This window comes from Nocardia sp. NPDC024068, assembly GCF_040638875.1.
Lineage (GTDB): Bacteria > Actinomycetota > Actinomycetes > Mycobacteriales > Mycobacteriaceae > Nocardia.
On sequence record NZ_JBEZYU010000010.1, the window covers coordinates 99,843 to 122,572 of the forward strand.

General features: G+C 68.7%; 24 protein-coding genes. 10 read left to right on the forward strand and 14 right to left on the reverse strand.

Features of this window, described 5'->3' with window-relative positions; translation table 11 throughout:
- The 6 genes from AB0F41_RS12360 to AB0F41_RS12385 form a co-directional block, all read right to left on the reverse strand.
- Complete coding sequence (locus AB0F41_RS12360; RefSeq protein ID WP_357423011.1) at positions 1-612, reverse strand: Uma2 family endonuclease; 612 nt, start codon at positions 610-612, stop codon at positions 1-3.
- Between the two features lie 29 nt (positions 613-641).
- Positions 642-956 carry a hypothetical protein gene (locus AB0F41_RS12365; protein ID WP_357422933.1) on the reverse strand — a complete coding sequence of 105 codons (315 nt, stop codon included), beginning with the start codon at positions 954-956 and terminating at the stop codon, positions 642-644.
- Positions 957-1,140: 184 nt separating this feature from the next.
- On the reverse strand, positions 1,141-2,301 hold the full coding sequence (locus AB0F41_RS12370) for an acyl-CoA dehydrogenase (protein WP_357422935.1): 1,161 nt from the start codon (positions 2,299-2,301) through the stop codon (positions 1,141-1,143).
- Positions 2,302-2,412: 111 nt separating this feature from the next.
- The gene (locus AB0F41_RS12375; RefSeq protein WP_357422937.1) at positions 2,413-3,117 is read right to left on the reverse strand and encodes a TetR family transcriptional regulator; all 705 of its coding nucleotides are present in this window, start codon (positions 3,115-3,117) and stop codon (positions 2,413-2,415) included.
- A 57-nt stretch (positions 3,118-3,174) separates the two neighbouring features.
- Entirely contained in the window at positions 3,175-3,702 is a 528-nt protein-coding gene (gene purE, locus AB0F41_RS12380; RefSeq protein ID WP_357422939.1) for a 5-(carboxyamino)imidazole ribonucleotide mutase, read from the reverse strand.
- Complete coding sequence (locus AB0F41_RS12385; protein ID WP_357423013.1) at positions 3,695-4,867, reverse strand: 5-(carboxyamino)imidazole ribonucleotide synthase; 1,173 nt, start codon at positions 4,865-4,867, stop codon at positions 3,695-3,697. The genes purE and AB0F41_RS12385 overlap by 8 nt, the downstream gene beginning before the upstream one ends.
- Positions 4,868-4,954: 87 nt before the next feature.
- Between AB0F41_RS12385 and AB0F41_RS12390 the strand changes: the two genes are divergently transcribed.
- The gene (locus AB0F41_RS12390; protein ID WP_357422941.1) at positions 4,955-5,503 is read left to right on the forward strand and encodes a GtrA family protein; all 549 of its coding nucleotides are present in this window, start codon (positions 4,955-4,957) and stop codon (positions 5,501-5,503) included.
- 144 nt (positions 5,504-5,647) lie between these two features.
- Here AB0F41_RS12390 and AB0F41_RS12395 read toward each other — a convergent pair whose 3' ends face one another.
- The 3 genes from AB0F41_RS12395 to AB0F41_RS12405 form a co-directional block, all read right to left on the reverse strand.
- Positions 5,648-6,958: a HAMP domain-containing sensor histidine kinase gene (locus AB0F41_RS12395; RefSeq protein WP_357422943.1), complete on the reverse strand. Its 1,311-nt coding sequence runs from the start codon at positions 6,956-6,958 to the stop codon at positions 5,648-5,650.
- A 1-nt stretch (position 6,959) separates the two neighbouring features.
- Positions 6,960-7,637, reverse strand: coding sequence for a response regulator transcription factor (locus AB0F41_RS12400; RefSeq protein ID WP_357422945.1), 678 nt, complete (start codon positions 7,635-7,637; stop codon positions 6,960-6,962).
- Positions 7,638-7,709: 72 nt separating this feature from the next.
- On the reverse strand, positions 7,710-8,222 hold the full coding sequence (locus AB0F41_RS12405; protein WP_357422947.1) for a PH domain-containing protein: 513 nt from the start codon (positions 8,220-8,222) through the stop codon (positions 7,710-7,712).
- 260 nt (positions 8,223-8,482) lie between these two features.
- Between AB0F41_RS12405 and AB0F41_RS12410 the strand changes: the two genes are divergently transcribed.
- Complete coding sequence (locus tag AB0F41_RS12410; protein ID WP_357422949.1) at positions 8,483-9,430, forward strand: acyl-ACP desaturase; 948 nt, start codon at positions 8,483-8,485, stop codon at positions 9,428-9,430.
- A 29-nt stretch (positions 9,431-9,459) separates the two neighbouring features.
- Here AB0F41_RS12410 and AB0F41_RS12415 read toward each other — a convergent pair whose 3' ends face one another.
- Entirely contained in the window at positions 9,460-10,260 is an 801-nt protein-coding gene (locus tag AB0F41_RS12415; protein WP_357422951.1) for a biotin--[acetyl-CoA-carboxylase] ligase, read from the reverse strand.
- Between the two features lie 63 nt (positions 10,261-10,323).
- Positions 10,324-10,503 (reverse strand): hypothetical protein, encoded by a 180-nt coding sequence (locus AB0F41_RS12420; protein ID WP_357422953.1) that lies wholly within the window; start codon positions 10,501-10,503, stop codon positions 10,324-10,326.
- 261 nt (positions 10,504-10,764) lie between these two features.
- On the opposite strand from AB0F41_RS12420, the gene AB0F41_RS12425 reads away from it, so the two are divergent.
- The 3 genes from AB0F41_RS12425 (at position 10,765) to AB0F41_RS12435 (ending at position 13,516) form a co-directional block, all read left to right on the forward strand.
- Positions 10,765-12,405 (forward strand): acyl-CoA carboxylase subunit beta, encoded by a 1,641-nt coding sequence (locus AB0F41_RS12425; RefSeq protein WP_357422955.1) that lies wholly within the window; start codon positions 10,765-10,767, stop codon positions 12,403-12,405.
- Between the two features lie 111 nt (positions 12,406-12,516).
- The gene (locus AB0F41_RS12430; RefSeq protein WP_357422957.1) at positions 12,517-12,846 is read left to right on the forward strand and encodes an acyl-CoA carboxylase subunit epsilon; all 330 of its coding nucleotides are present in this window, start codon (positions 12,517-12,519) and stop codon (positions 12,844-12,846) included.
- A 25-nt stretch (positions 12,847-12,871) separates the two neighbouring features.
- Positions 12,872-13,516: a nucleoside triphosphate pyrophosphatase gene (locus AB0F41_RS12435; protein ID WP_357422959.1), complete on the forward strand. Its 645-nt coding sequence runs from the start codon at positions 12,872-12,874 to the stop codon at positions 13,514-13,516.
- On the opposite strand, the gene AB0F41_RS12440 is transcribed toward AB0F41_RS12435, so the two are convergent.
- Positions 13,445-14,407 (reverse strand): transcriptional regulator, encoded by a 963-nt coding sequence (locus tag AB0F41_RS12440; protein WP_357422961.1) that lies wholly within the window; start codon positions 14,405-14,407, stop codon positions 13,445-13,447. The two genes, AB0F41_RS12435 and AB0F41_RS12440, sit on opposite strands and share 72 nt — an antisense overlap.
- A gap of 170 nt (positions 14,408-14,577) precedes the next feature.
- Between AB0F41_RS12440 and AB0F41_RS12445 the strand changes: the two genes are divergently transcribed.
- The 3 genes from AB0F41_RS12445 (at position 14,578) to AB0F41_RS12455 (ending at position 18,673) form a co-directional block, all read left to right on the forward strand.
- Entirely contained in the window at positions 14,578-15,435 is an 858-nt protein-coding gene (locus AB0F41_RS12445) for a sulfurtransferase (protein ID WP_357422963.1), read from the forward strand.
- Between the two features lie 353 nt (positions 15,436-15,788).
- Complete coding sequence (locus tag AB0F41_RS12450) at positions 15,789-17,573, forward strand: acetyl/propionyl/methylcrotonyl-CoA carboxylase subunit alpha (RefSeq protein ID WP_357422965.1); 1,785 nt, start codon at positions 15,789-15,791, stop codon at positions 17,571-17,573.
- 134 nt (positions 17,574-17,707) lie between these two features.
- The gene (locus AB0F41_RS12455) at positions 17,708-18,673 is read left to right on the forward strand and encodes a patatin family protein (protein WP_357422967.1); all 966 of its coding nucleotides are present in this window, start codon (positions 17,708-17,710) and stop codon (positions 18,671-18,673) included.
- Positions 18,674-18,680: 7 nt separating this feature from the next.
- Here AB0F41_RS12455 and AB0F41_RS12460 read toward each other — a convergent pair whose 3' ends face one another.
- Positions 18,681-20,141 (reverse strand): aldehyde dehydrogenase family protein, encoded by a 1,461-nt coding sequence (locus AB0F41_RS12460; protein WP_357423015.1) that lies wholly within the window; start codon positions 20,139-20,141, stop codon positions 18,681-18,683.
- A gap of 181 nt (positions 20,142-20,322) precedes the next feature.
- Between AB0F41_RS12460 and AB0F41_RS12465 the strand changes: the two genes are divergently transcribed.
- Together AB0F41_RS12465 and lat are read left to right on the forward strand one after the other, a co-directional pair.
- Positions 20,323-20,775, forward strand: a complete 453-nt coding sequence (locus AB0F41_RS12465) for an Lrp/AsnC family transcriptional regulator (RefSeq protein ID WP_357422969.1) — start codon at positions 20,323-20,325, stop codon at positions 20,773-20,775.
- Between the two features lie 85 nt (positions 20,776-20,860).
- Positions 20,861-22,219: an L-lysine 6-transaminase gene (gene lat / locus AB0F41_RS12470; RefSeq protein ID WP_357422971.1), complete on the forward strand. Its 1,359-nt coding sequence runs from the start codon at positions 20,861-20,863 to the stop codon at positions 22,217-22,219.
- Positions 22,220-22,264: 45 nt separating this feature from the next.
- Here lat and AB0F41_RS12475 read toward each other — a convergent pair whose 3' ends face one another.
- A complete protein-coding gene (locus AB0F41_RS12475; protein ID WP_357422973.1) occupies positions 22,265-22,606 on the reverse strand; it encodes a hypothetical protein in 342 nt (113 codons plus the stop codon).
- Between the last annotated feature and the right edge of the window lie 124 nt (positions 22,607-22,730).

A 22,730-nucleotide genomic window follows, 5' to 3' on the forward strand; every position in this document is an offset into this window, starting at 1 on the left:
TCAGTATTCGAGGTCGGTCCAGTCGATGGCGATCGGGAACGGGAATTCGATCCGCACCCCGCGCTCATCGGCGGGGGTCCACTCGCCTGCCATCAGGTAGTTGGAGGGGTGCAGCGGACGCACCCCGGGCGGCAGCTCGGCGTGGCCTGTTTCCAGTACGTACGCTCGCACCACTGCGATCGCGCTGGCGTTGCGCGCCAGGGTGACCTCCCAGTACCAGGGAATCCCCGCCCCCGCGTAGCGGCTCTTCTTCGCCTCCATGTCCGACTGCGTATTCGAGGGGGAGAGCACCTCGCCGACGAGCAGGGTGTCGGGCGCCCTGACATCCTGGTACGGGGATTCCAGACAGCGGTGCACCAGGAAATCCGGGGTGCGGAAATCGGACTTGCCGTTGCTGCCGAGAAAGACGTCGGTTTCCACGTTGACCCGCCAGCAGGTCTGCGGGTTCTCCGACATGGATCTACGTGCGCAGCTTTCGATCGCATTGCGCATGCGCACCGTGAACATCTGATGTTCCGCCGGGCCGCGGTGCTCCCACACCACCCGGCCGCTCCAGAGCTCGATCTGCTGGGCGAGGTCTTCCGGCAGTTGCTCGAATTCTTCCCAGGTCATGTACTCGGGAAGGTCGGCCGGGCGGGCGCTCACCGAGTTCGCCCGGCGGTCCCGTCATCTCCGCGCCGCCGAGGCTTATCGGAGTTGATGTAGAACCGCCCGCCCCTGTACACCGCTTTGTTCGGTGCGTCGTCGTCATCCGGGTCGCCGGAGTCCGCGGGATCCGGCAGTTCCGCGATCTCCTCGATGACGATCTGTGCGCGCGCCGCGCCGGGATCGAACATCTCCTGGAACGGCCCCGCGAACGAACCCCCGAGGCCGTGGTGCTTCGCCCGGATAGCCGCCCACCCGAACAGCACCAACGGGCCGATGGTGACGATCAGCAGCAACAAGTCCCCGCCCATGTCCACCGAGCGTACCGACGACACGCTCGGCTCTCCGCTCTGTGGCCGTCGGCGGGGAGTTTCACCCGGCCGCTGATATCCGGGCCGTGTTCGCTCGCTCGCACCGGGGCGGACGACGCTGACGGCACGGCGGCGGCCCGAGCGTGAATCCCGGGCCGCCGTCCGAGCGTCGTGATCCGGAGAACTACCCCTTGAGCAGAGCGCGGGACATGACCACCCGCTGGATCTGGTTGGTGCCCTCGTAGATCTGGGTGATCTTGGCGTCGCGCATCATCCGCTCCACCGGGAAATCGGTGGTGTAGCCCGCCCCGCCGAACAGCTGCACCGCGTTCGTGGTGACCTCCATGGCCACATCGGAGGCGAAGCATTTGGCGGCGGCGGAGATGAAGCCGAGGTTCTTCTCGCCGCGTTCGGCGCGGGCGGCGGAGGTGTAGACCATGAGGCGGGCGGCTTCGATCTTCATCGCCATATCGGCCAGCATGAACTGGGTGTTCTGGAAATCGGCGATCGCCGTGCCGAACTGCTTGCGGTCCTTGGTGTAGGCGATGGCCGCGTCGAGCGCGCCCTGGGCCAGGCCGACGGCCTGCGCGCCGATGGTGGGGCGGGTGTGGTCGAGGGTCTGCAGGGCGGTTTTGAAACCGGTGCCCGGTGCGCCGACGATCCGGTCACCGGGGACCTTGCAGTTCTCGAAGTACAGTTCGGCGGTCGGAGAACCCTTGATGCCGAGCTTGTGTTCGAGGGGCCCGACCACGAAGCCCTCGTCGTCCTTGTGCACCAGGAACGCGGAGATACCGTTGGCGCCCTTATCGGGGTCGGTGACGGCCATGACGGTGTACCAGGAGGATTTGCCGCCGTTGGTGATCCAGCACTTGGAGCCGTTGATGATCCAGTCGTCGCCCTCCTGGCGGGCCCGGGTGCGCATGCTGCCCGCGTCGGAGCCGGCTTCGCGCTCGGACAGCGCGTAGGAGGCCATCTCACCGTTGACGATATCGGCGAGCACCTTCTGCTTGAGCTCCTCGGAGCCGTTGAGGATCATGCCCATGGTGCCGAGCTTGTTCACCGCGGGGATGAGCGAGGACGAACCGCAGACCCGCGCGACCTCCTCGATGACAATGCAGGTGGCGACGGAATCGGCGCCCTGGCCGCCGTAGGCCTCGGGGACGTGCACGGCGTTGAAGCCGGCGGCATTGAGTGCCGTGAGGGCTTCCGCGGGGAACCGCGCGTGCTCGTCGACGTCCTTGGCGTGCGGGGCGATCTCTTTCTCACACAGGGCGCGGATGGCCGAACGCAGCTCGTCGTGGAAATCCTCCAGCTTGAACAGATCGAAATCCGGGTTTCCCGCCATTGGCTTCACTCCTGTCGGCCTCCGTGCCGGCCGTCGGCACTCAGTGTCAGATCTTCCGCCACTATACCGCCCGGAACTTGATCACCTGGTGGCAGTGCATGGCACTCGGTGTCAGTCCGCGGTTGTTTCCGCCAAACTACCGAGCCGCTGACTCAGGAGTTCGGCGACATGCCGGGCGGGCAGGTCGCGCCGGAAAACCGCCAGCACCAGCTCGTCCTCACCCGCGGGCCGGCGACCGCCGCGCGGGATCGCGCTCAGCTCCGCGCGCAGATCGGCGGTACCCGCGGCCGACTCCCCGCGGACCATCCGCCGCAGCAGGTAGTTGTGCGTGGCGGTCACCGCGGCGGTGAACTGGACCCGGGCCAGATCCGGCGAATCGGGCTGCCGCTCCCGCAGATAGTCGGTGAACAACCGGTCGTAGCGGAACACCGTGACGATCTCCCGGTCCCGCAGCGCCGGGACCCGCCGCACCACGTGATACCGGCGCTCGGCGATATCACGCCAGCGGGTGAACCGTTCGAAAACCTGGACCGCGGCCTCGCAGATGGCGTCCCACGGGTCGAGCGGCGACTGCTGCAGATACTCCTGCGCCGCGACCAGCTGGGCCTCGTGATCGGCGAAGATGACATCTTCCTTGGACCGGAACTGCCGGAAGAACGTCCGCCGCGAGATGCCGGCCGCCTCGGCGATCTCGTCGACCGAGGTAGCCTCGTACCCCTGATCGGCGAACAACCGCAACGCCTCGTCGACCACCCCGAGCCGGAACCGGACCAGCTCGGCACCGCCGGCCCGGCGGACGGATTCCTCGTTGTCCATACCGATACCGTATCGAGCGACGTACCGGGCGTGGAACCGCGCGGGTTCGCCGCGCGCTCAGCCCATCAGACGCTTGCGCAGCGCCGCGTCCTTCTCCAGCACCATCGTCTCCAGCCCGGCCTGGAACTGCTCCATCCGCTGCCGCAGGGCCGGATCGTGGGTGCCGAGGATCCGGGCGGCGAGCAGACCTGCGTTACGTGCCCCGCCGATGGACACGGTGGCCACCGGGACCCCCGCCGGCATCTGCACGATCGAGAGCAGCGAGTCCATACCGTCGAGGTATTTCAGCGGCACCGGAACGCCGATCACCGGCAGCGGCGTCGCGGAGGCGACCATCCCCGGCAGGTGGGCGGCGCCGCCGGCCCCGGCGATGAGCACGCGCAGACCGCGGCCGCCCGCGTCCCGGGCGTAATCGAGCATGCGCTGCGGGGTGCGGTGCGCGGAGACCACACCGACCTCGAACCGGATCCCGAACTCGGCCAGCGCCTCCGCCGCGGCCTCCATGGTGGGCCAATCGGAATCACTGCCCATGATCAACCCGACCGCGGGGGAATTCTCGATACTGCCCGTCACCACGTCACTCATGCGGATCCCATCCGTCGGTCCATACCGCGTGCGACATCCAGTGCGCCGCGCGCTCGGCTCGTTCCCGCACCTGCGCCACGTCGTCACCGAGCACGTTCACATGCCCGATCTTGCGGTCGGGGCGTTCGCCCTTCCCGTACAGGTGCACCTTGGCGTCCGGCATCCGGGCGAACAGATGATGCAGCCGCTCGTCCATCGACATGGCGGGCGCCTCGGGCGCACCGAGGATATTCGCCATCACCGTGACCGGCGCCAACGGGCTCGTATCGCCGAGCGGGTAGTCCAGGACCGCGCGCAGATGCTGTTCGAACTGTCCGGTCCGCGCCCCGTCCATCCCCCAGTGCCCGGAGTTGTGCGGGCGCATCGCCAGCTCGTTGATCAGCACGGTGCCGTCGTGGGTTTCGAACAGTTCGACCGCCATCGCCCCGACCACACCGAGATCCTCGGCCAGCCGCAGCGCCAGCTCCTCGGCCCGGCCGGCCAGTTCGTCCGAGAGGCCGGGCGCGGGGGCGATGACCACGGCGCACTGACCGTTGCGCTGCACGGTTTCCACCACCGGCCACGTCGCGGCCTGGCCGTACGGGGAGCGGGCCACCATCGCCGACAGCTCACGCTTCAGCGGCACCCGGACCTCCGCCAGCAGTTCCACCCCGGCTCCGAGCTGCTCGGCGGCGATCTTCGCCGCCTCCTCGGCGTCGGCGGGCATCCACACGCCGCGGCCGTCGTATCCGCCGCGGATCGCCTTGAGCACGGTCGGCCAGCCGTGTTCGGCGCCGAACCGCACCGCGTCGGCCTCGGATTCGATCATCGCGAAGGCCGGCACCGGCAGACCACGCGCCGACAGTTCCCGGCGCATGGCGAGTTTGTCCTGGGCGAAACGCAACGCGCCCGGCGGCGGGAGCACATTGACGCCCTCGGCGACCAGGGTCTCCAGATGTTCGGTGGGCACATGCTCGTGGTCGAAGGTGAGGGCGTGGGATCCGGTGGCGGCCCGGCGCAGCGCGTCGAGGTCGGTATGGCTGCCGAGCACCACGTCGGGGCTGACCTGCGCGGCGGGATCGTCGGGGCGTTCGGCGAGCACCCGGAGCCGCTGGCCCAGCGCGATGGCCGCCTGATGGGTCATCCGTGCCAGCTGGCCGCCACCGACCATGGTGACGGTGGGCATCGCCGCGGGATCGAAGGTACGTGCGTTCACGTCGGACAATACTGTCACGTCCTGCGGTAACGGTGGCTAGCGGTATGCTCGGGCCTTGTGTCATTCGTCGACAACGTGGTGCGCGTCCTCCCGCAGCCCCTTCAGGAGATCGCCTTCCGGCAACGCGAGCTCATCAAGTTCGCGATCGTCGGGGCGACCACGTTCGTCATCGACGGCGGAATCTTCTACGCCCTGAAGTGGACGGTACTGGAGGAGAAGCCGGTCACCGCGAAGATCATCGCGGGTGTGATCGCGGTGATCGCCTCCTACATCCTCAACCGGGAATGGTCGTTCAAGAACCGGGGCGGGCGCGAACGGCACCACGAGGCGCTGCTGTTCTTCGCGGTCAGCGGCATCGGCGTGGTGCTCAGCATGCTGCCGCTCTACGTCTCCCGCTACGCCTTCCAGCTGCACCAGCCCACGGTCAGCTTCATGGTCGAGAACATCGCCGACTTCATCAGCGCCTACCTCATCGGCAACCTCCTGCAGATGGCGTTCCGGTTCTGGGCGATGCGGCGCTGGGTCTTCCCGGACGAGGTCGATCAGATGATCGAGGACCTGGAGGAGTTCGTGGAGGAAGAACACCACCGGCGCCTCGGCCGCTGAGCGGCCCCCTCATCCCGGCCGCTGAGCGGCCCCCTCATCCCGGCCGCTGAGCGGCCCCCTCATCCCGGCCGCTGAGCGGCCCCCTCATCCCGGCCGCTGAGCGGCCCTCATCCCGGTCGCTGAGCGGTCACTAGCGTCTCCGGATCAGCGCGGCTCCCCCACCCGCCGATTCTCCATTCGCCCCGCCAGCGGTTTTCCGAGGAACACCGCGAACAACGCGGGCCGCCGGCGCTGCAACTCCAGTCGGCCGCCGTCTGCCTCGATGAGAGCGCGCGCCAGTGCCAGCCCCACCCCGGTCGACCCGGCCCCCGAGAAGCCCCGATCGAAGATATGCGGCGCCAGATCGTCGCTGACCCCTTCGCCCTCGTCCGCGACCTGCACACACACCAGCGGTTCGCGATCCCGGCCCGGCCGCACCGTCCGCACCGATACGGTGCAGGGTCCGCCGCCGTGCATCAGCGCGTTGTCCACCAGAACCGTGACCGCCTCGCGGAGCCGGGAGCCGCTGATCGGCGCCCGTAGTGATTCGTCGCCGGTGAGGGTGAGCGTGCGGCCCGCCTCGTAGAACGGGTGCGTCCATTCGGTGACGATGCCGCGCAGTTCGTCCATCACCGGGACCGGATCGCGGTCGCTCGCGTCCTCGTCCCGCGAAGCGCGGACCAGATCGTCGATGGCCTCGGTCAACCGGTCGACCTGCGCCATCGCTTCTTCCGCCTCGTGCACGACCTCGGGATCGGTATGCGCGGACAGTTCGTCCAATCGCAGCCGGACCGCCGTCAACCGGCTGCGCAACTGATGCGAGACATCGGCCACCAGCGCGTGTTCCCGTTGCAGCCGGCCGGCGATCTCGACGGTCGCCGAATCCAGCACATCGGACACCCGGTCCAGTTCGGCGATACCGTGCCGGCGCGGATCGGGCCGGAAATCGCCCATGGCCAGCCGGGCGGCGCGCGCGGCCACATCACGGATGGGGTCGGCGACCCGGCGGGCGGTGACGATCGCCACCGTGATGGCCGCCCCCAGGGAGAGCGCCACGGCGAGCGCCACACCGGCCACCGCCTGCCGCTGCCGGGCCTTCATCGGCGTGGCGGGCACTTCGAGCCGCAGCGACCCGTCGGTACCCATCGACAGTGATTCCACCAGTGGGTCGGTGACGGTCGCGGCGCCCACCTCGACCTTGGCGGCATTGTCCCCGGGCGCCGGATAGACCACGGTCAGCCGGCCGCCCTCCGGGACCAGCGGTTGCACGGTGCGCAGGTCGAGCCCGCCGCGCACCACCCCGTTATCGCTCTCCTGCACGATGACCTCGGCGGAGATCAGCTCCAACCGGCTGCGCAGATCGTTGCGGGTGATGTCCTCGACCCACAGCCACGCGGTATAGGTGAGCGGCACGCCGAGGATCACGGTGGTCAGCATCAGCACGGTCAGCATCGACCGCAGAATCCGCCGCCGCACGTCAGTCGGTGTTCAATCGGAAACCGACTCCGCGCACCGTGACGATCCGCCGCTCGGCCATCGGGCCCTCGTCCCCGATCTTGCGGCGCAGCCACGACATATGCATATCCAGGGTTTTGGATCCGCGGAGTTCCGCGTCACCCCACACCTCACGCAGGATCGTCTCCCGCGCCACCACCTGCCCGGCGCGGTCGATCAGCACCTTCAGCAGCTCGTATTCCTTGTTGGCCAGTCCTATTTCCACCCCGTTGACCAGCACCCGCCGCGCCGCCGGCTCCAGCCGGATCCCGCCGACCTCCACCGCGTCGTCACCGATACCGCTGCGCCGCAGCAGGGCCCGAACCCGGGCCAGCAGTTCGGCCAGCCGGAACGGTTTGCCCACGTAGTCGTCGGCGCCGGCATCGAGACCGACCACGAAATCCACCTCGTCGGTGCGGGCGGTGAGCATCAGGACCGCCATCTCCGCGCCGCGGGCGCGGACCTGCCGGCACACCTCCAGACCGTCCATCCCGGGCAGCCCGAGGTCCAGGATCAGCAGGTCGTGGTGGCCTTCGAGCGCACGATCCAGGACCGCGGGGCCGAAGCTCTCCACGGTCACCGAGTAGCCCTCACGGCCCAGAGCCCGTGAGAGCGGCGCGGCAATGGCCTCGTCGTCTTCGCCCAGCAGTACGGCGGTCATGCGACCACATTACGGTCCGCCGGCCCGGTACCCCCGCGCTCGCGACCCGGCCACCGCCGGAGATATGCGGAGTCAGTAGCCGCCGTAACGCGGTGAGGCCTCGAAAACCTGGTGGTAGAGCATCGCGTGCACCTGTTCGACATCCGGGATATCGGCGTATTCGAGAGGTTCCTCGGAGGACGAGCCGATGATGAGCGCGCCGGTGCCGAACATCCGGTCCACCAGTCCGTGCTGGAACTGGACGCTCGAGATCCGGCTCATCGGGATATCGATACCGCTGTGGGTGAGCACCCCCTCGCGGACCAGTACCCGGCGGTCGGTGACGATGAAATGGGTCGATTTCCAGCTCACGATCGGTGCTACGCAGCGCCAGGCGAGAATCAGCAGCCAGACGACCAGAATTCCCAGCAGCAGCGCGGTACGCGCGGTCTCCTCGGTGGTACGCCAGACGAGGCCGCCGAGGAAACCGGCCAGCGCGGTCGCGACGATGAGCGTGACGATGGGCCAGAAGAGCATCTTCCAATGCGGATGGGTATGCAGGATCAGCTCTTCGTCGGGCGCCAGCGCATCCTCCGGATAACCCATGGGCGCACATTACCTCCAAGAGATGCCACAATGCCCGAGGCGACCACACGGCACCTGCGCGATTCCGCGGGACCGAGTGGCCGGTATCTCACGCCCGCGGCGGAGAACCGGGGCCGCGCCGCAGCCGGACCACACCGCTCGCGGACGTCCCCGCACCGCCGCACTCGCTCGACCGAAGTTCTGCGCAAGCCATGTACACCCGCTCCCGCGGCGCCTCCATCCGCCGCCGAGCGGGACGCCCGCGACGATCGGAGAAGTGCGTGACCAGAGATCTGACCCAGCTCGAACTGCTCATCGAACTGGAACCCGTGGCCGAGAAGTCCCTGGACCGCCATCTGTCGATGGCCGAGGACTGGCATCCGCACGATTACGTCCCGTGGGACGCGGGCCGCAATTTCGCCGCCCTCGGCGGGCAGGACTGGGAGCCCGCGCAATCCGGGCTCGGTGCGGTCGCCCGGGCGGCCATGATCACCGCTCTGCTCCTCGAGGACAATCTTCCCGCCTACCACCGGATGATCTCCGAGAGTTTCTCCGAGGACGGCGCCTGGGGCACCTGGGTGGGCCGCTGGACCGCCGAGGAGAACCGCCACGCCATCGTCATCCGCGACTACCTGGTGGTCACCCGCGGCGTCGATCCGGTCGCGCTGGACCGGGATCGGATGGTCCATATGTGCAACGGCCTGGACTCACCGCGGGAGTGGTCCGGTCTCCTGGAAAGTGTCGCATTCATGACATTCCAGGAGCTGGCCGCCCGCGTTTCGCATCGCAATACCGGCAAGATCTGCGGCGACCCGGTCGCGGACCGGATACTGCAGCGCGTCGCCGCCGACGAGAACCTGCACATGATCTTCTACCGCACCCTCTGCGGCGCCGCCCTGGATCTGGCCCCCGATCAGGCGATCCGGGCGATCACCCGGGTCCTGACGGCGTTCCGGATGCCGGGCGCCGCGATGCCGGACCCTCGGCGCGCCGAGGCGCTGATGTCCGAACACGGCATCTACGACCTGCGCCGGCATCTCGACGAAGTGGTCGATCCGATGCTCACCCGGTGGAACATCTTCGAACGCGACGATTTCGGGCCGGAGGGCGAACGACAGCGCGACGAACTCGCGGCGCTGCGGGCGCGGCTGGCCGCCGATACGGTCCGGTTCGAGGAACAACGCGACCGGCAGCCGGCCCGCCGCGAACAGATCTCCGAGTCGGTGTAGGAACGGCGGGCCCGGGCGGGCGGTACCGATCAGTCCTGGGGACGCAGATGCGTCACGTCACCGGCGGCGACGGCCTCCTCACCGATCAGCAGCCGCCCGGCGGTGTCGATATCGCGGGCGATCCCGGTGAGCAGCCGTCCCCCGGGCAGCTCCGCGCGCACGGGGGCTCCCAGCGTCGCGCAGCGCTCCCGGTAGGCCTCGGCGAGGACCTCCGGATCCCAGCCGCTGTCGCGCCATTCGGAGTAGCGCCGCGCGAATTCGGTGAGCAGCGCGAGTACGAGCGCGGTGCGGTCGGGCTGTTCGGCGCCGCAGAGCGTGAGCGAGGTGGCGTGCGGGACGGGGAGTTCGTCGGCGGTGAGGCTCACGTTCAGCCCGATCCCCACCACGATCGCGGGCCGCGGTCCGGTGGCCGCCACCTCGGCGAGGATTCCGGCGAGTTTGCGGCCCTCGACCAGCACATCGTTCGGCCATTTCAGCGCGGCCGGGACCCCGGTGGCGCCACGGACCGCGTCCACCGCCGCGATCCCCGTGAGCAGCGGAATCCAGCCGAGCATCTCGGCGTCCACTCCGTCGGTCCGTACCAGCATCGACAGGGAGATCTGGGCGCGCGGCGGGCTCGACCAGGCCCGCGCGAGGCGGCCTCGCCCGCTTTCCTGGGCCTCCGCGACGAGCACGATCCGGTCGGTCTCCGGATCGGCGGCGCGCGCGATCAGATCCGCATTGGTGGACCCGGTCGATTCGACCACGTCGATTCCGGTGAAGAACGCCGGTTCCGGGGTTCCGGTCAGCGCTCGCCGCAGCTGTTCGAGATCCAACGGGGGCCTGTGCATTCAGGGCACGCTACCGGCGGGCCCGGCGGCCACCGCAGGGTGGTGCGGTGACCGCCGGGGGACCTAGCCGGCGAGATCGTAACCACCGAGGCGGGCGCCCCCGCGGTTCTCCTCGATCCCCTCCGACTCGGCCTCGTCGGCCACCGGTACCGGATCGGTGACGGTCGGCTCGGGTTCACCCACCTGCGCGGTGAAGGCCACGGCCTCCGGGTACTGCCCGGTCAGAGTCGTCCAATGCCACATAGCAGACCACCTCCCCTCTGGGCTCCAAAAGTGATCTGCTACAAGGGTATTGATCAGACCTACGCGACGAAAGCGAATTACGGCCGGTACCCGCCGTACAACCCGCCGGGAAGGACGTCGTGACAGGTCACCAGGGAGATTCACGATCAACATAAGAGGCGTCTACGACGTACCCACCTGGGGTTTTCCCGACCAGGCACTACTGACCAGTAGCCAGATGTGGGTTAACAGGCCGGTAGGGCTCTGGTTACACTCCGAGCCATGACGAGTGTCCAGCAGCAGCCCACGCCGGATTCGGCAGGTGCGCCCGATATCCACACCACCGCCGGCAAACTGGCTGACCTGCGGAACCGGCTCGAAGAGGCCAAGCATCCGATGGGTGAGGCCGCGGTCGACAAGGTGCACGCCAAGGGCAAGATGACCGCGCGGGAACGCATTCTCGCCCTGGTGGACGAGGGTTCCTTCGTCGAACTCGATGCCCTGGCCCGGCACCGCAGCGTCAACTTCGGCCTGGACAAGCAGCGGCCGCTCGGCGACGGCGTGGTGAGCGGATACGGCACCATCGACGGCCGCGAGGTCTGCCTGTTCAGCCAGGACTCGACCGTCTTCGGCGGCAGCCTCGGCGAGGTGTACGGCGAGAAGATCGTGAAGGTCATGGACCTCGCGCTCAAAACCGGCCGCCCGCTGGTCGGCATCAACGACGGCGCCGGTGCCCGCATCCAGGAGGGCGTGGTCTCGCTCGGCCTCTACGGCGAGATCTTCCACCGCAATATCCAGGCTTCCGGCGTGATCCCGCAGATCTCGCTCATCATGGGCGCGGCCGCGGGCGGCCACGTGTACTCGCCCGCGCTCACCGACTTCGTGGTGATGGTCGACGAGACCAGCCAGATGTTCATCACCGGCCCGGACGTCATCAAAACGGTCACCGGCGAAGAGGTCACCATGGAGGAGCTGGGCGGCGCCCACACCCATATGGTGAAGTCGGGAACCGCCCACTACGTGGCCTCCGGCGAGCAGGACGCCCTCGACTACGTCAAGGATCTGCTGTCCTACCTGCCCAGTAACAACCGTGCCGAGGCACCCCGCTTCCCGGCCTCCGATCCGATCGCCGGTGCGATCGAGGACTCCCTCACCGAGGAAGACCTCGAACTCGACACCCTGATCCCGGATTCGCCGAACCAGCCCTATGACATGCACGAGGTCATCCGCCGGCTGCTCGACGACGACGAGTTCCTCGAGATCCAGGCCGAGCGGGCCATGAACATCATCGTGGGTTTCGGCCGGATCGACGGCCGCAGCGTCGGTATCGTCGCCAACCAGCCGACCCAGTTCGCCGGCTGCCTCGATATCGACGCCTCGGAGAAGGCCGCCCGGTTCGTGCGGACCTGCGACGCCTTCAACGTCCCGATCATCACCCTGGTCGACGTGCCCGGCTTCCTGCCCGGTACCGAGCAGGAGTTCAACGGCATCATCCGGCGCGGCGCGAAGCTCCTCTACGCCTACGGCGAGGCCACTGTGGGCAAAATCACGATCATCACCCGTAAGGCCTACGGCGGCGCCTACGACGTGATGGGGTCCAAGCATATGGGCGCCGATGTGAACCTCGCCTGGCCGACCGCCCAGATCGCGGTGATGGGCGCCTCCGGCGCCGTCGGGTTCGTGTACCGCAAGCGGCTCGCCGAAGCCGCCAAGGATGGCGCTGACGTGGACAAACTGCGTCTCGAACTGCAGAACGAGTACGAGGACACGTTGGTCAACCCCTATGTCGCCGCCGAGCGCGGTTACGTGGATGCCGTGATCCCGCCGTCGCACACTCGGGGCCAGATCGTCTCCGCGCTGAGCCTGCTGGAGCGCAAGATGGTGACCATGCCCCCGAAGAAACACGGCAACATCCCGCTGTGATCCAGCGATACGCTCAGTAGGCCGGACACTGATTTCGGGTATGCGATCAGTGCACGACGATCGGCCGGCCTACGCGCGCGGCGATCCAGGCAAGAGAGAGGATCTGGCACTGTGACGATTGTGGCAGAAGAAGAGGTGTTGGCCGCAGCCGAACTGGACCTCGCCACCCGCGAACTGACGGTCGATACCGTGAGCGGGGACAACGCGAGCACGGCTGCCGAGACGACCGGGAGCGGGCAGCCTTTCCTCGTCATCGAGAAGGGCGCGCCGACCGACGCCGAGATCGCCGCACTGGTCTGCGTATTCAGCGCCGCGGCCGCGGCCGCCGCACCCGCCGATTCGGGCCCGCAAGACCTGTGGGGCCGGCCCACCATGCTGCACCGGGGCAACTCCCCGTTCTCGCCGTACTCCTACCCGCAGCTCTCCCACCTGCGTTTCTGATACCCGATCCAGGAGATCTCCCGACGTGACCCGGCTGGTCCTCGCGTCCGCGTCACCGGCCCGCCGGTCGGTGCTGCGCGCCGCAGGTATCGAACCCGTCGTCCGGGTATCGGATGTGGACGAGGACGCCGTCGCGGCCGCCCTCCCCGCCGATACCGGACCGCGGGAGATCGTGGTCGAACTGGCGCGCGCCAAGGCGCAGGCGGTGGCCGCGACCCTCATCGGCGAGATCGCCTCCCTCGGGAACGACCTCGTCGTGGTGGGCTGCGATTCGATGCTGCTGATCGACGGCGAGCTCCAGGGCAAACCGCATACCCCGGAGGTCGCCCGGGCCCGCTGGCAGGCGATGGCGGGGCATTACGCGGATCTGGTGACCGGGCACTGCGTGCTCCGGCTACGTGACGGCACGGTCATCGCGGAGGTGACCGACTGCAGCGCCACCACGGTGCATTTCGGCACCCCGGACCCGGCCGAACTGGACTCCTATATCGCGACCGGCGAACCGCTGCAGGTGGCCGGCGCCTTCACCCTCGACGGGCTGGGCGGCTGGTTCGTCGACCGGATAGACGGCGACCCCTCCAGTGTGGTGGGCATCGGCCTACCACTGCTTCGCCGACTGCTCCAGAAAGTGGGCGTCGGTATCGCGCAACTGTGGGCCGGCCATCCCTGACGGCGGAGCCCCGCGCAGTACCCGTCCCCCCTGCTGTCCCGCCGCGGGCGTGAGCGGCCCGGATGCGGGCCGGGGCTCGCCGTCCACCGAGGCCGAGGCCGGCGGCAGCTGACTCCCGGGCGGGACCACCTGTCCGGAAACCCGCGACATCCGCGCCGCCTGTCCCGCGGCGGGATCGATGCGGCCCTGGCCGGCGGCCACGCGCGTGGCCGAAACCGGTTGCTCGGTCCGCGAACGCTCCGTGGCGGGCACTCGCCGCAACAGCACCTCACAGGTCTCCTCGGCCACGAAAGGCCGCAACTCGGCCTCGATCCTGCCCGCCGCGCCACCGCGCTCGAGCAGCGCGTCCAGCAGACCGCGATGCACACCGCAGACGACCTCGGTATGGGTCCGGGCGAGATCGCGCAGCGGACAGGCGGTCAGCCGCACCACCACGCCCTCTTCCGGGTCGCGGCCGGAGACGTCCCTGGTATCACGTTCGGGGGCGAAGCCCAGCTCCGACATCAGCGAGACGACACGGTCCTTGGCCTCGCGCACCGATTCGATGGGTTCCTCGGAAGTATCGAGTTTGCCGCCCCATGCCCGGCCCGCGGCCAGTCCGGCCGCCGCCTGCTCCTGCGGACCCGGTCCGAGCTGGTCGGCCAGCGCCTGGGCCAGGTCCTGGTATCCCATGGTGCGCTGGACGGCGCGGTAGCCGATCCGGGGCCGGCCACGGCCGCGCGGGGGTTGCTGGAACTGCCGCACCAGCGATTCCCGCGTGAGAATATCGAGGTGGAAACGCACGGTCGTGACGTGCTGGCCGGTGACCTGGGCCAGCTGCTGGGCGTCGAGAGGCTCGCTCGCGCCGCGGAGGATCGCGAGCAGGCGCCGCCGCGGCCAAGAATCAGACATAGCTCACCCCTCCTTCGGGGAGACTTTATCGGAGTCATGTGCGACTAATTCGCCCATTGCACCGACTCTGTGCTCTGCAACAAGTTCACGTCAAGTCACACTTACTATCCAAGGTGCGGCTCGAACCTGTCGTCGTCAGCACTGCCCGCCTCCTGTGAAGGACCCTGAACGTGCCCGTCGCCCCGGACCCATCTCCCGCTTTCGGCTCGTACGCAAACCCACACCGTTTGGTAACCACCGAGTGGCTGTCGGCAAACCTCGGCACCCCCGGTTTGAAAATCATCGAATGTAATGCCGACGTCCTCCTCTACGGCATAGGCCATGTTCCGGGTGCCAGCAAGCTCGACTGGCGCAGCGACCTCGACGACCCGGTGACCCGTGACTATATCGATGGCGAGCGCTTCACCGAACTCATGCGCTCCCAAGGCATCGAACACCACGACACCATCGTGCTGTACGGCAATGACGGTAACTCGCACGCCGCGCACGCGCTGTGGGTTTTGACCATGTTCGGCCACCGCGACGTCCGCCTGCTCGACGGTGGACGCGACGCCTGGATCGCCGAGGCCCGGGACACCGTCTTCGAGAAGCCCGAACCGTCCCGTAGCGGATACCCGCTGGTGGAACGGGACGACACGACCGTCCGTGCCTTTCGGGAGGATGTCCTGGCCGCGCTCGGCGCACCCTTGGTGGATGTGCGCTCGCCGCAGGAATACGCGGGCGCCCCGGGCGAGGGCGGAGCCGAGACGGTGTTGCGCGGCGGCCATATCCCCACTGCGGTCAACATCCCCTGGACGAGCGCGCTCGGCCCGGACGGCCGGTTCCGTAGCCGGGCCGAACTCGACGCGATCTACGGCGATCTGGACGCCGACGGCCCGCTGACCGTCTACAGCGCGGTCGGCGAACGCTCGAGTCATACGTGGTTCGTCCTCAAATATCTGCTCGGCCGGGAATCGGTGCGCAACTACGACGGATCGTGGACCGAATGGGGCAACTCCGTGCGGATGCCCATCGCCACCGGCCGGTGATCGCCTCCGGATTCCCGGCCGGATCACCGGCGCCACCGCAGGTAGGGCGCGAAATCCGGCGCGGACCGCACTCCCGGCGCAGCCATAGACGCATCTATTGTGATCTGTGACCTACTCGCGAGTAGGGCTATCCGAGTTCCGGCTTTGTTGGCAGACTGCCTACACTCGCCCGGAGACATTTTGTCGACCCGGGCGCGGAGCCCGCGTAGCGGACCCGAACCCACGGAGACGGAGCCCACAAAGCGATCCGATCCTGATTCGGACCCGGACGAGCGGACCCCGATCCGCGGGAGCGGAGCCGAGGCGCGGCCCATCCCGCAGAGCGACCAACAGAGATTGCAACAGGAGGCTCAGTGCCCAGCCATGCCAGCGCGCGGATCACCAAGGTACTCGTAGCTAACCGAGGCGAGATTGCCGTGCGCGTTATCCGGGCGGCCAAGGATGCCGGTCTCGGCAGTGTCGCGGTATACGCGGAACCCGACGCCGACGCCCCCTTCGTCAAGCTCGCCGACGAAGCCTTCGCCCTGGGCGGGCAGACATCAGCGGAGTCGTACCTGGTCTTCGACAAGATCCTGGACGCCGCCGCCAAATCCGGCGCGGACGCCATCCACCCCGGCTACGGCTTCCTGTCCGAGAACTCCGACTTCGCCCAGGCCGTCCTCGACGCCGGGCTGATCTGGATCGGACCGTCCCCGCAGTCCATCCGCGACCTCGGCGACAAGGTCACCGCGCGCCATATCGCCGAGCGGGCGAAGGCGCCGATGGCCGCCGGTACCAAGGACCCGGTCAAGAACGCCGACGAGGTCGTCGAGTTCGCGAAGCAGTACGGCGTGCCGGTCGCGATCAAGGCCGCGTTCGGTGGCGGCGGCCGCGGTATGAAGGTCGCGCACACCATCGAGGAGATCCCCGAGCTCTTCGAATCCGCCACCCGTGAGGCGGTCGCCGCCTTCGGCCGCGGTGAATGCTTCGTCGAGCAGTACCTGGACAAGGCCCGCCACGTCGAGGCGCAGGTCATCGCCGACCAGCACGGCAACGTGATCGTGGCCGGTACCCGCGACTGCTCGCTGCAGCGCCGCTTCCAGAAGCTCGTCGAGGAGGCCCCCGCGCCGTTCCTCACCGACGACCAGCGCGCCCGCATCCACGCGTCGGCCAAGGCCATCTGCAAGGAGGCCGGCTACTACGGCGCCGGCACCGTGGAGTACCTGGTGCAGGGCGATACCGTCTCGTTCCTCGAGGTGAACACCCGTCTGCAGGTCGAGCATCCGGTCACCGAGGAAACCTCCGGTATCGACCTGGTGCGCCAGCAGTTCCGGATCGCCAACGGCGAGAAGCTGGAGATCACCGAGGATCCGACCCCGCGCGGCCACTCCTTCGAGTTCCGCATCAACGGCGAGGACGCGGGCCGCGGCTTCCTGCCCGCCCCCGGCCCGGTCACCGAGTACTCCGAGCCCACCGGCCCGGGTGTGCGCGTGGACTCCGGCGTGGTGGCCGGCAGTGTGATCGGCGGCCAGTTCGATTCGATGCTGGCCAAGCTGATCGTCACCGGCGAGAACCGCACCCAGGCCCTGGAGCGGGCGCGGCGCGCGCTCGCCGAGTTCCATGTGGACGGGCTGGCCACGGTGATCCCGTTCCACCGGGCGATCGTCGAGGATCCGGCGTTCGTCGGCGACGGCGAATCGTTCGACGTCTACACCAAGTGGATCGAAACCGAGTGGAAGAACACCGTCGAACCGTTCACCGGTGGCGCTCCCGCCGACGAGGACAACGAACCGCGGCAGAAGGTCGTGGTCGAGGTCGGCGGCCGCCGGGTCGAGGTCTCGCTGCCGGGCCAGTTCTCCGTCGGTTCCGGCGCGCCCGCCGCCGTGGGCACCCGGAAGAAGCCCAAGCCGCGTACTCGTGGTGGCGCGGGCGGCGGCGCCGCCTCCGGTGACGCGGTCACCGCGCCCATGCAGGGCACCGTGGTCAAGGTCGCGGTCGAGGAAGGCCAGTCCGTCGAGGCGGGCGATCTGATCGTGGTACTCGAGGCCATGAAGATGGAGAACCCGGTCAACGCGCACAAGGCCGGTGTGGTCACCGGACTCAACGTCGCGGCCGGCGCGGCCATCACCCAGGGCACGGTCCTCGCCGAGATCAAGTAGCACCGGCGCGGCCGGGCCCGGCCGCGAACCACTGCGCTACGGCATGCGACGACTGGACCAACAGTTGATGCACAAGGCCCCCGGAGCGGGTGCGCGATCGATGATCGCCACCCGCTCCGGCGTATGGTGACCTGGTGAGCGCAGTACAGTCGACGGTCGCGGAGGTGATCCGCGACCGTTTCGCATCCGGTGGCCGGTCCGACAGCTTCCGGCTGGTTCTCGTTGTCGAGGGCGGCGGCAGCCGCGGCGTGTACTCCAGCGGGATGGTGCACGCACTGGAAGAACTGGGACTCGCCCGGGTATTCGATGCCGTTTACGGCACCTCCGCGGGCGCCATCAACGCCGCCTGGCTGCTGTGCGGGCGGGCCGGACGGGGAATGAAGGCGTGGACCGACGCCGCGATCATGCGCCGGGCCATCGATCCCACCCGGATGCTGCGGGGGCGCCCCGCCTTCGATCTGAACTATCTCGTGCACAAGGTCTACGACGGCCTGCATCCCATGGACTTCCCCGCGATCCTGGCCAACGAGACCACCTTCCATCCCATCGCCACCGATATCCGCACCGGCCGCCCGGTCGACCTGCATCCGCATATCGTCGACAAACCGACCCTGCAAACCGCACTGCGCGCCTCGTCCGGGTTGCCGCTGCTGGCCGGGCCCCCGGTGGAGCTGGCCGGCCGCAGGTACTTCGACGGCGGTCTCTCCGAAACGGTCCCGATCCGCACCGCCTTGAAGGCGGGCGCGACCCACGCCCTGATCCTGCGTACCCGCCGCGCCGACGAGCGCCGCCCACCGGCCCCCTGGCTGCACGACCTGGTGGGCGGCACCTATATGCGGTTGAGCGCACCCGGTGCCTACCGGGCCTGGAAGGCCCGCCCCGGCCAGCAGGCGCTGGAAGACGGCGTGATCGCCACCATGGGTCCCGCCGCCCACCAGATCCACCCGCCGGCCGGATCTCCCGATATCAGCAGCGTCGAGACCGACCCCGGCATCCTCACCCGCGGTATGGGCATCGGCCACCGCGCGGTCACCGAGTTCTTCGCACGGCTCGGCGTGACCACGTCGGCACCCGCGGTACCCGGCGCCTCAGGGGCCTGAGCCCCGCTCAGAAGCGTATGCCCTGCGCCAAGGGCAGGTCGCGGGAGTAGTTGACGGTGTTGGTGGCGCGGCGCATATACGATTTCCACGCGTCCGACCCCGATTCCCGGCCCCCGCCCGTATGTTTCTCCCCGCCGAACGCACCGCCGATCTCCGCGCCGGAGGTGCCGATGTTCACGTTGGCGATCCCGCAGTCCGACCCGTCGGCGGCGAGGAAGCGTTCGGCTTCCCGCTGGTCGGTGGTGAACACCGCCGACGACAACCCCTGGGGGACGCCGTTGTGCAGTGCCAGCGCGGTATCGAAATCGTCGTAGGTGAGGACGTACAGGATCGGCGCGAAGGTCTCCTCCCGGACCACGTCCGTCTGGCCGGGCATCCGGATGATCGCCGGGCGGACGTACCGGGCGTCCGGGAACTCGTCGAGCACCACCGGGTCGCCGCCGTAGAGCAGGTCGCCGCCGTCGCGCCGGGCCCGGTCCAGCGCGTCGCGCATCCGGTCGAGCGCGTCGGGAGCGCACAGCGGACCGACCTGCACACCGGGGTCCAGCGGGTTGCCCACCCGCAGCTGCCGGTAGGCGCGTACCAGCCGGTCCTGCAGATCGTCGGCGATAGACGAGTGCACGATGAGCCGGCGCAGGGTGGTGCACCGCTGCCCGGCCGTGCCGACGGCGGCGAAGACGATACCGCGAACGGCCAGGTCCAGATCGGCCGACGGGGTGACGACGGCGGCATTGTTTCCGCCCAGTTCCAGTAGGCAGCGACCGAATCGGGCGGCCACCCGCGGCGCCACCTTCCGGCCCATCGCGACCGATCCGGTGGCGCTGACCAGCGCCACCCGTTCATCGTCGACCAGTTGTGCGCCCGCGTCGGCGGTACCCAGGATCAGCCGGTGGATCCGCTCGTCGGCGCCGGCCGCGCGCGCCGCCCGGAGCAGTAGTCCGTGGCAGGCCAGTGCGGTGACGGGCGTGCGTTCCGAGGGTTTCCACACCACGGTGTCGCCGCAGACGAGGGCGATCGCGGTATTCCAGGCCCACACCGCCACGGGGAAGTTGAAGGCCGAGATCACCCCGACCACCCCCAGCGGATGCCAGGTTTCCATGAGCCGGTGGCCCGGCCGTTCCGACGGCATGGTGTAGCCGTAGAGCTGGCGTGACAATCCCACCGCGAAATCGCAGATATCGATCATCTCCTGGACCTCGCCGCGCGCCTCGGCCGGTATCTTGCCGACCTCGAGGGTGACCAGCTCGGCCAGTTCGTCCTGGTGGCTGCGCAGCAGCGCGGCCAGTTCACGCACCACCGCGGCGCGCTGCGGCGCCGGGACGAGGCGCCAGGCGGTGAAGGCCGCCGCCGCGTCGGCGATCGCGGTGCCGATCTCGTCGGGGCTGTCCGGACGCAGGCCGATCAGCACCTCACCGTTGATCGGGCATCGGACGAGTAGGTCACCGGTGGCGGGCCGGGCGAGCCCCATCGTGCGCAACAGATCCCCGGTCCGGTGGGCCGGGGCCAGGGCCGGGTTCTCGCTGTCGATCTCTGTCATCGCGAACTCCTCGGGTTCGGCAGGACGAAATACGCTGCGCGAATGGCACAGCCGGAGAATGAACGTTCACAACTGAGTTCCGGCGGTGTGTCGCCTACGTTAGCCTTCGCTGATGGCGGAAACACCGGCAAAACCGGCCCTGGATGAGATCGATCGCCTGCTGATCCGGGAACTGATGTCCGATGGACGGGCGACCCTATCCAATCTGGCCGAGAAGGCGAGTCTTTCGGTATCCGCTGTGCAGTCCCGGGTGCGCAGGCTCGAGGCGCGCGGCGTGATCCGTGGGTATACCGCGAACATCGACCCCGAGGCGCTGGGACAGTTACTGTCGGCATTCGTCGCGATCACTCCTCTCGACCCGTCCCAGCCCGACGACGCACCGGCGTTGCTGCAGAATGTGCCGGGTATCGAGGGCTGCCATTCGGTGGCGGGCGACGAGAGCTACATCCTGCTCGTCCGTGTGGCCTCGCCGCGTCATCTGGAACAGCTGCTGCAGCAGATCCGGGCGACGGCCAACGTCCGCACCCGGAGCACCATCATCCTGCAGACATTCTACGAAAAGTAATTGATCACGTAACAACTCCGTCTTGTTATGGACTTGTCAGGAAAATTTCCCGGCAAGTCCGCTACGGCTACCGTACCGTCGATATGTGACCATCGAACTGGAACGGTCCGGCAACGGCGATGGCACGGCCCACCGCCGAATCCCCGCCGCTCGTGTGCGCGAGTCGTTGTCGGCGAGCATTCTCGCCGACGGTTTCGATCTGGTTCTCGACCTGCCCGCCTCGCACGGCTGCCGGCTGGTGGACGCCCGGGACGGCACCTCCTACCTCGATATGTTCGGGTTCTTCGCCTCCAGCGCGCTGGGTATGAACCACCCCGCGCTGGCCGGCGACGCCGGGTTCCGCAACGAATTGACCACGGCGGCAGTGAACAAACCGAGCAACTCCGATATCTACACCGTGGAGATGGCCGGATTCGTCGACACCTTCGTCCGGGTGCTCGGCGATCCGCGGCTACCGCATCTGTTCTTCATCGACGGCGGCGGGCTCGCCGTGGAGAACGCGCTCAAAACCGCGTTCGACTGGAAGAGCCGGCACAACGAGAGCCACGGCCGCACAACCCTTCCCGGCCAGGAGGGCGGCGTACTGCATCTCACCGGCGCGTTCCACGGCCGCACCGGCTACACCCTCTCGCTGACCAACACCGACCCGGTGAAAACGGAGCGCTTCCCGGCCTTCGACTGGCCCCGGATCGAAACCCCCTGCTACGGCGGCGCGGGCGATATCGCCGAGGCCGAGCAGCGGGCACTCGAGCAGGCAGCCCGCGCATTCGCCGACCGCCCCAACGGCATCGCGTGCTTCATCGCCGAACCCATCCAGGGTGAAGGCGGCGACCGTCATATGCGCGCGGAGTTCCTGCGGGCGATGCAGCGGCTCTGCCACACCCACGACGCGCTGTTCATCGTCGACGAGGTGCAGACCGGTGTCGGGATGACCGGATCCACCTGGGCCTATCAGCAGTTGGGGCTCGAACCGGATGTGGTGGCATTCGGTAAGAAAACGCAGGTGTGCGGGATCATGGCCGGTGGGCGGGTGGACGAGGTGCCCGACAACGTCTTCGCCGTCTCGTCGCGTCTCAACTCCACCTGGGGTGGCAATCTCACCGATATGGTGCGGGCCCGGCGGGTACTCGAGGTCATCGAACGCGACGGCTTGGTCGAGCGGGCCGCCCTGCTGGGGAATCAACTGCTCGATCTGCTGCGCGACCTCGCCGACCGCCACCCGGTGGTCACCGAACCGCGCGGCCGCGGATTGATGTGCGCGATCACCCTGCCCGACAGCGGGTTCCGCGATGCCGTACTCGCCGCGCTGCGGGAGCGGGAGCGGGTCCTGATGATCGGGACCGGGCCGTCCGGGATCCGGTTCCGGCCGCCGCTGATCGTCGCGCCCGAGGAACTCGTCGCGGCGGTCGCCGCCCTGGACCGCGTGCTGACCGAACTGGGCTGAGCCGCGCGGCGGTCCGGCGCAGGCCGAACCGAGCCGCGACGGCGGTCAGGCTTCGAGACGTAATCCCAGTGCGCCCTCGGCGAACCGGCGAACCGCCGCCAGACCGGCGTCCAGCGCCGGCTCGTACCCGGGCCGGGCCCACCCGTCGACAACCGCCGTCCCGTCCCCGGCCGGGGTGACCCCGATCTCGGCCGCCAGTTCCGCGGTCACCGGGTCGCAGACCGCCCACGAGAAATGGGTTTCCGCGTCCCACTGCGCGTTCCTGCGCGCCACATGGTCCGGATCGGTCACCCCGCCCGCCGCGAGCGCGGGCCGGTCGTCGATCCGGTCGTCGGCCCGCAGCGCACGCAGATACCACGCGCCCGCGTTGATCTCGATCGCTTCCATCCGGTCACCTTCGCACAACCGCCGCCCTCTGCCTCCACCGCCGGACGGCGGTGTGCGATCCCACGGGCGGTGACCTCACACTGTGCCCGTACGGCCCGCGCGGTTAGGGTCGGTGTACCGGCCG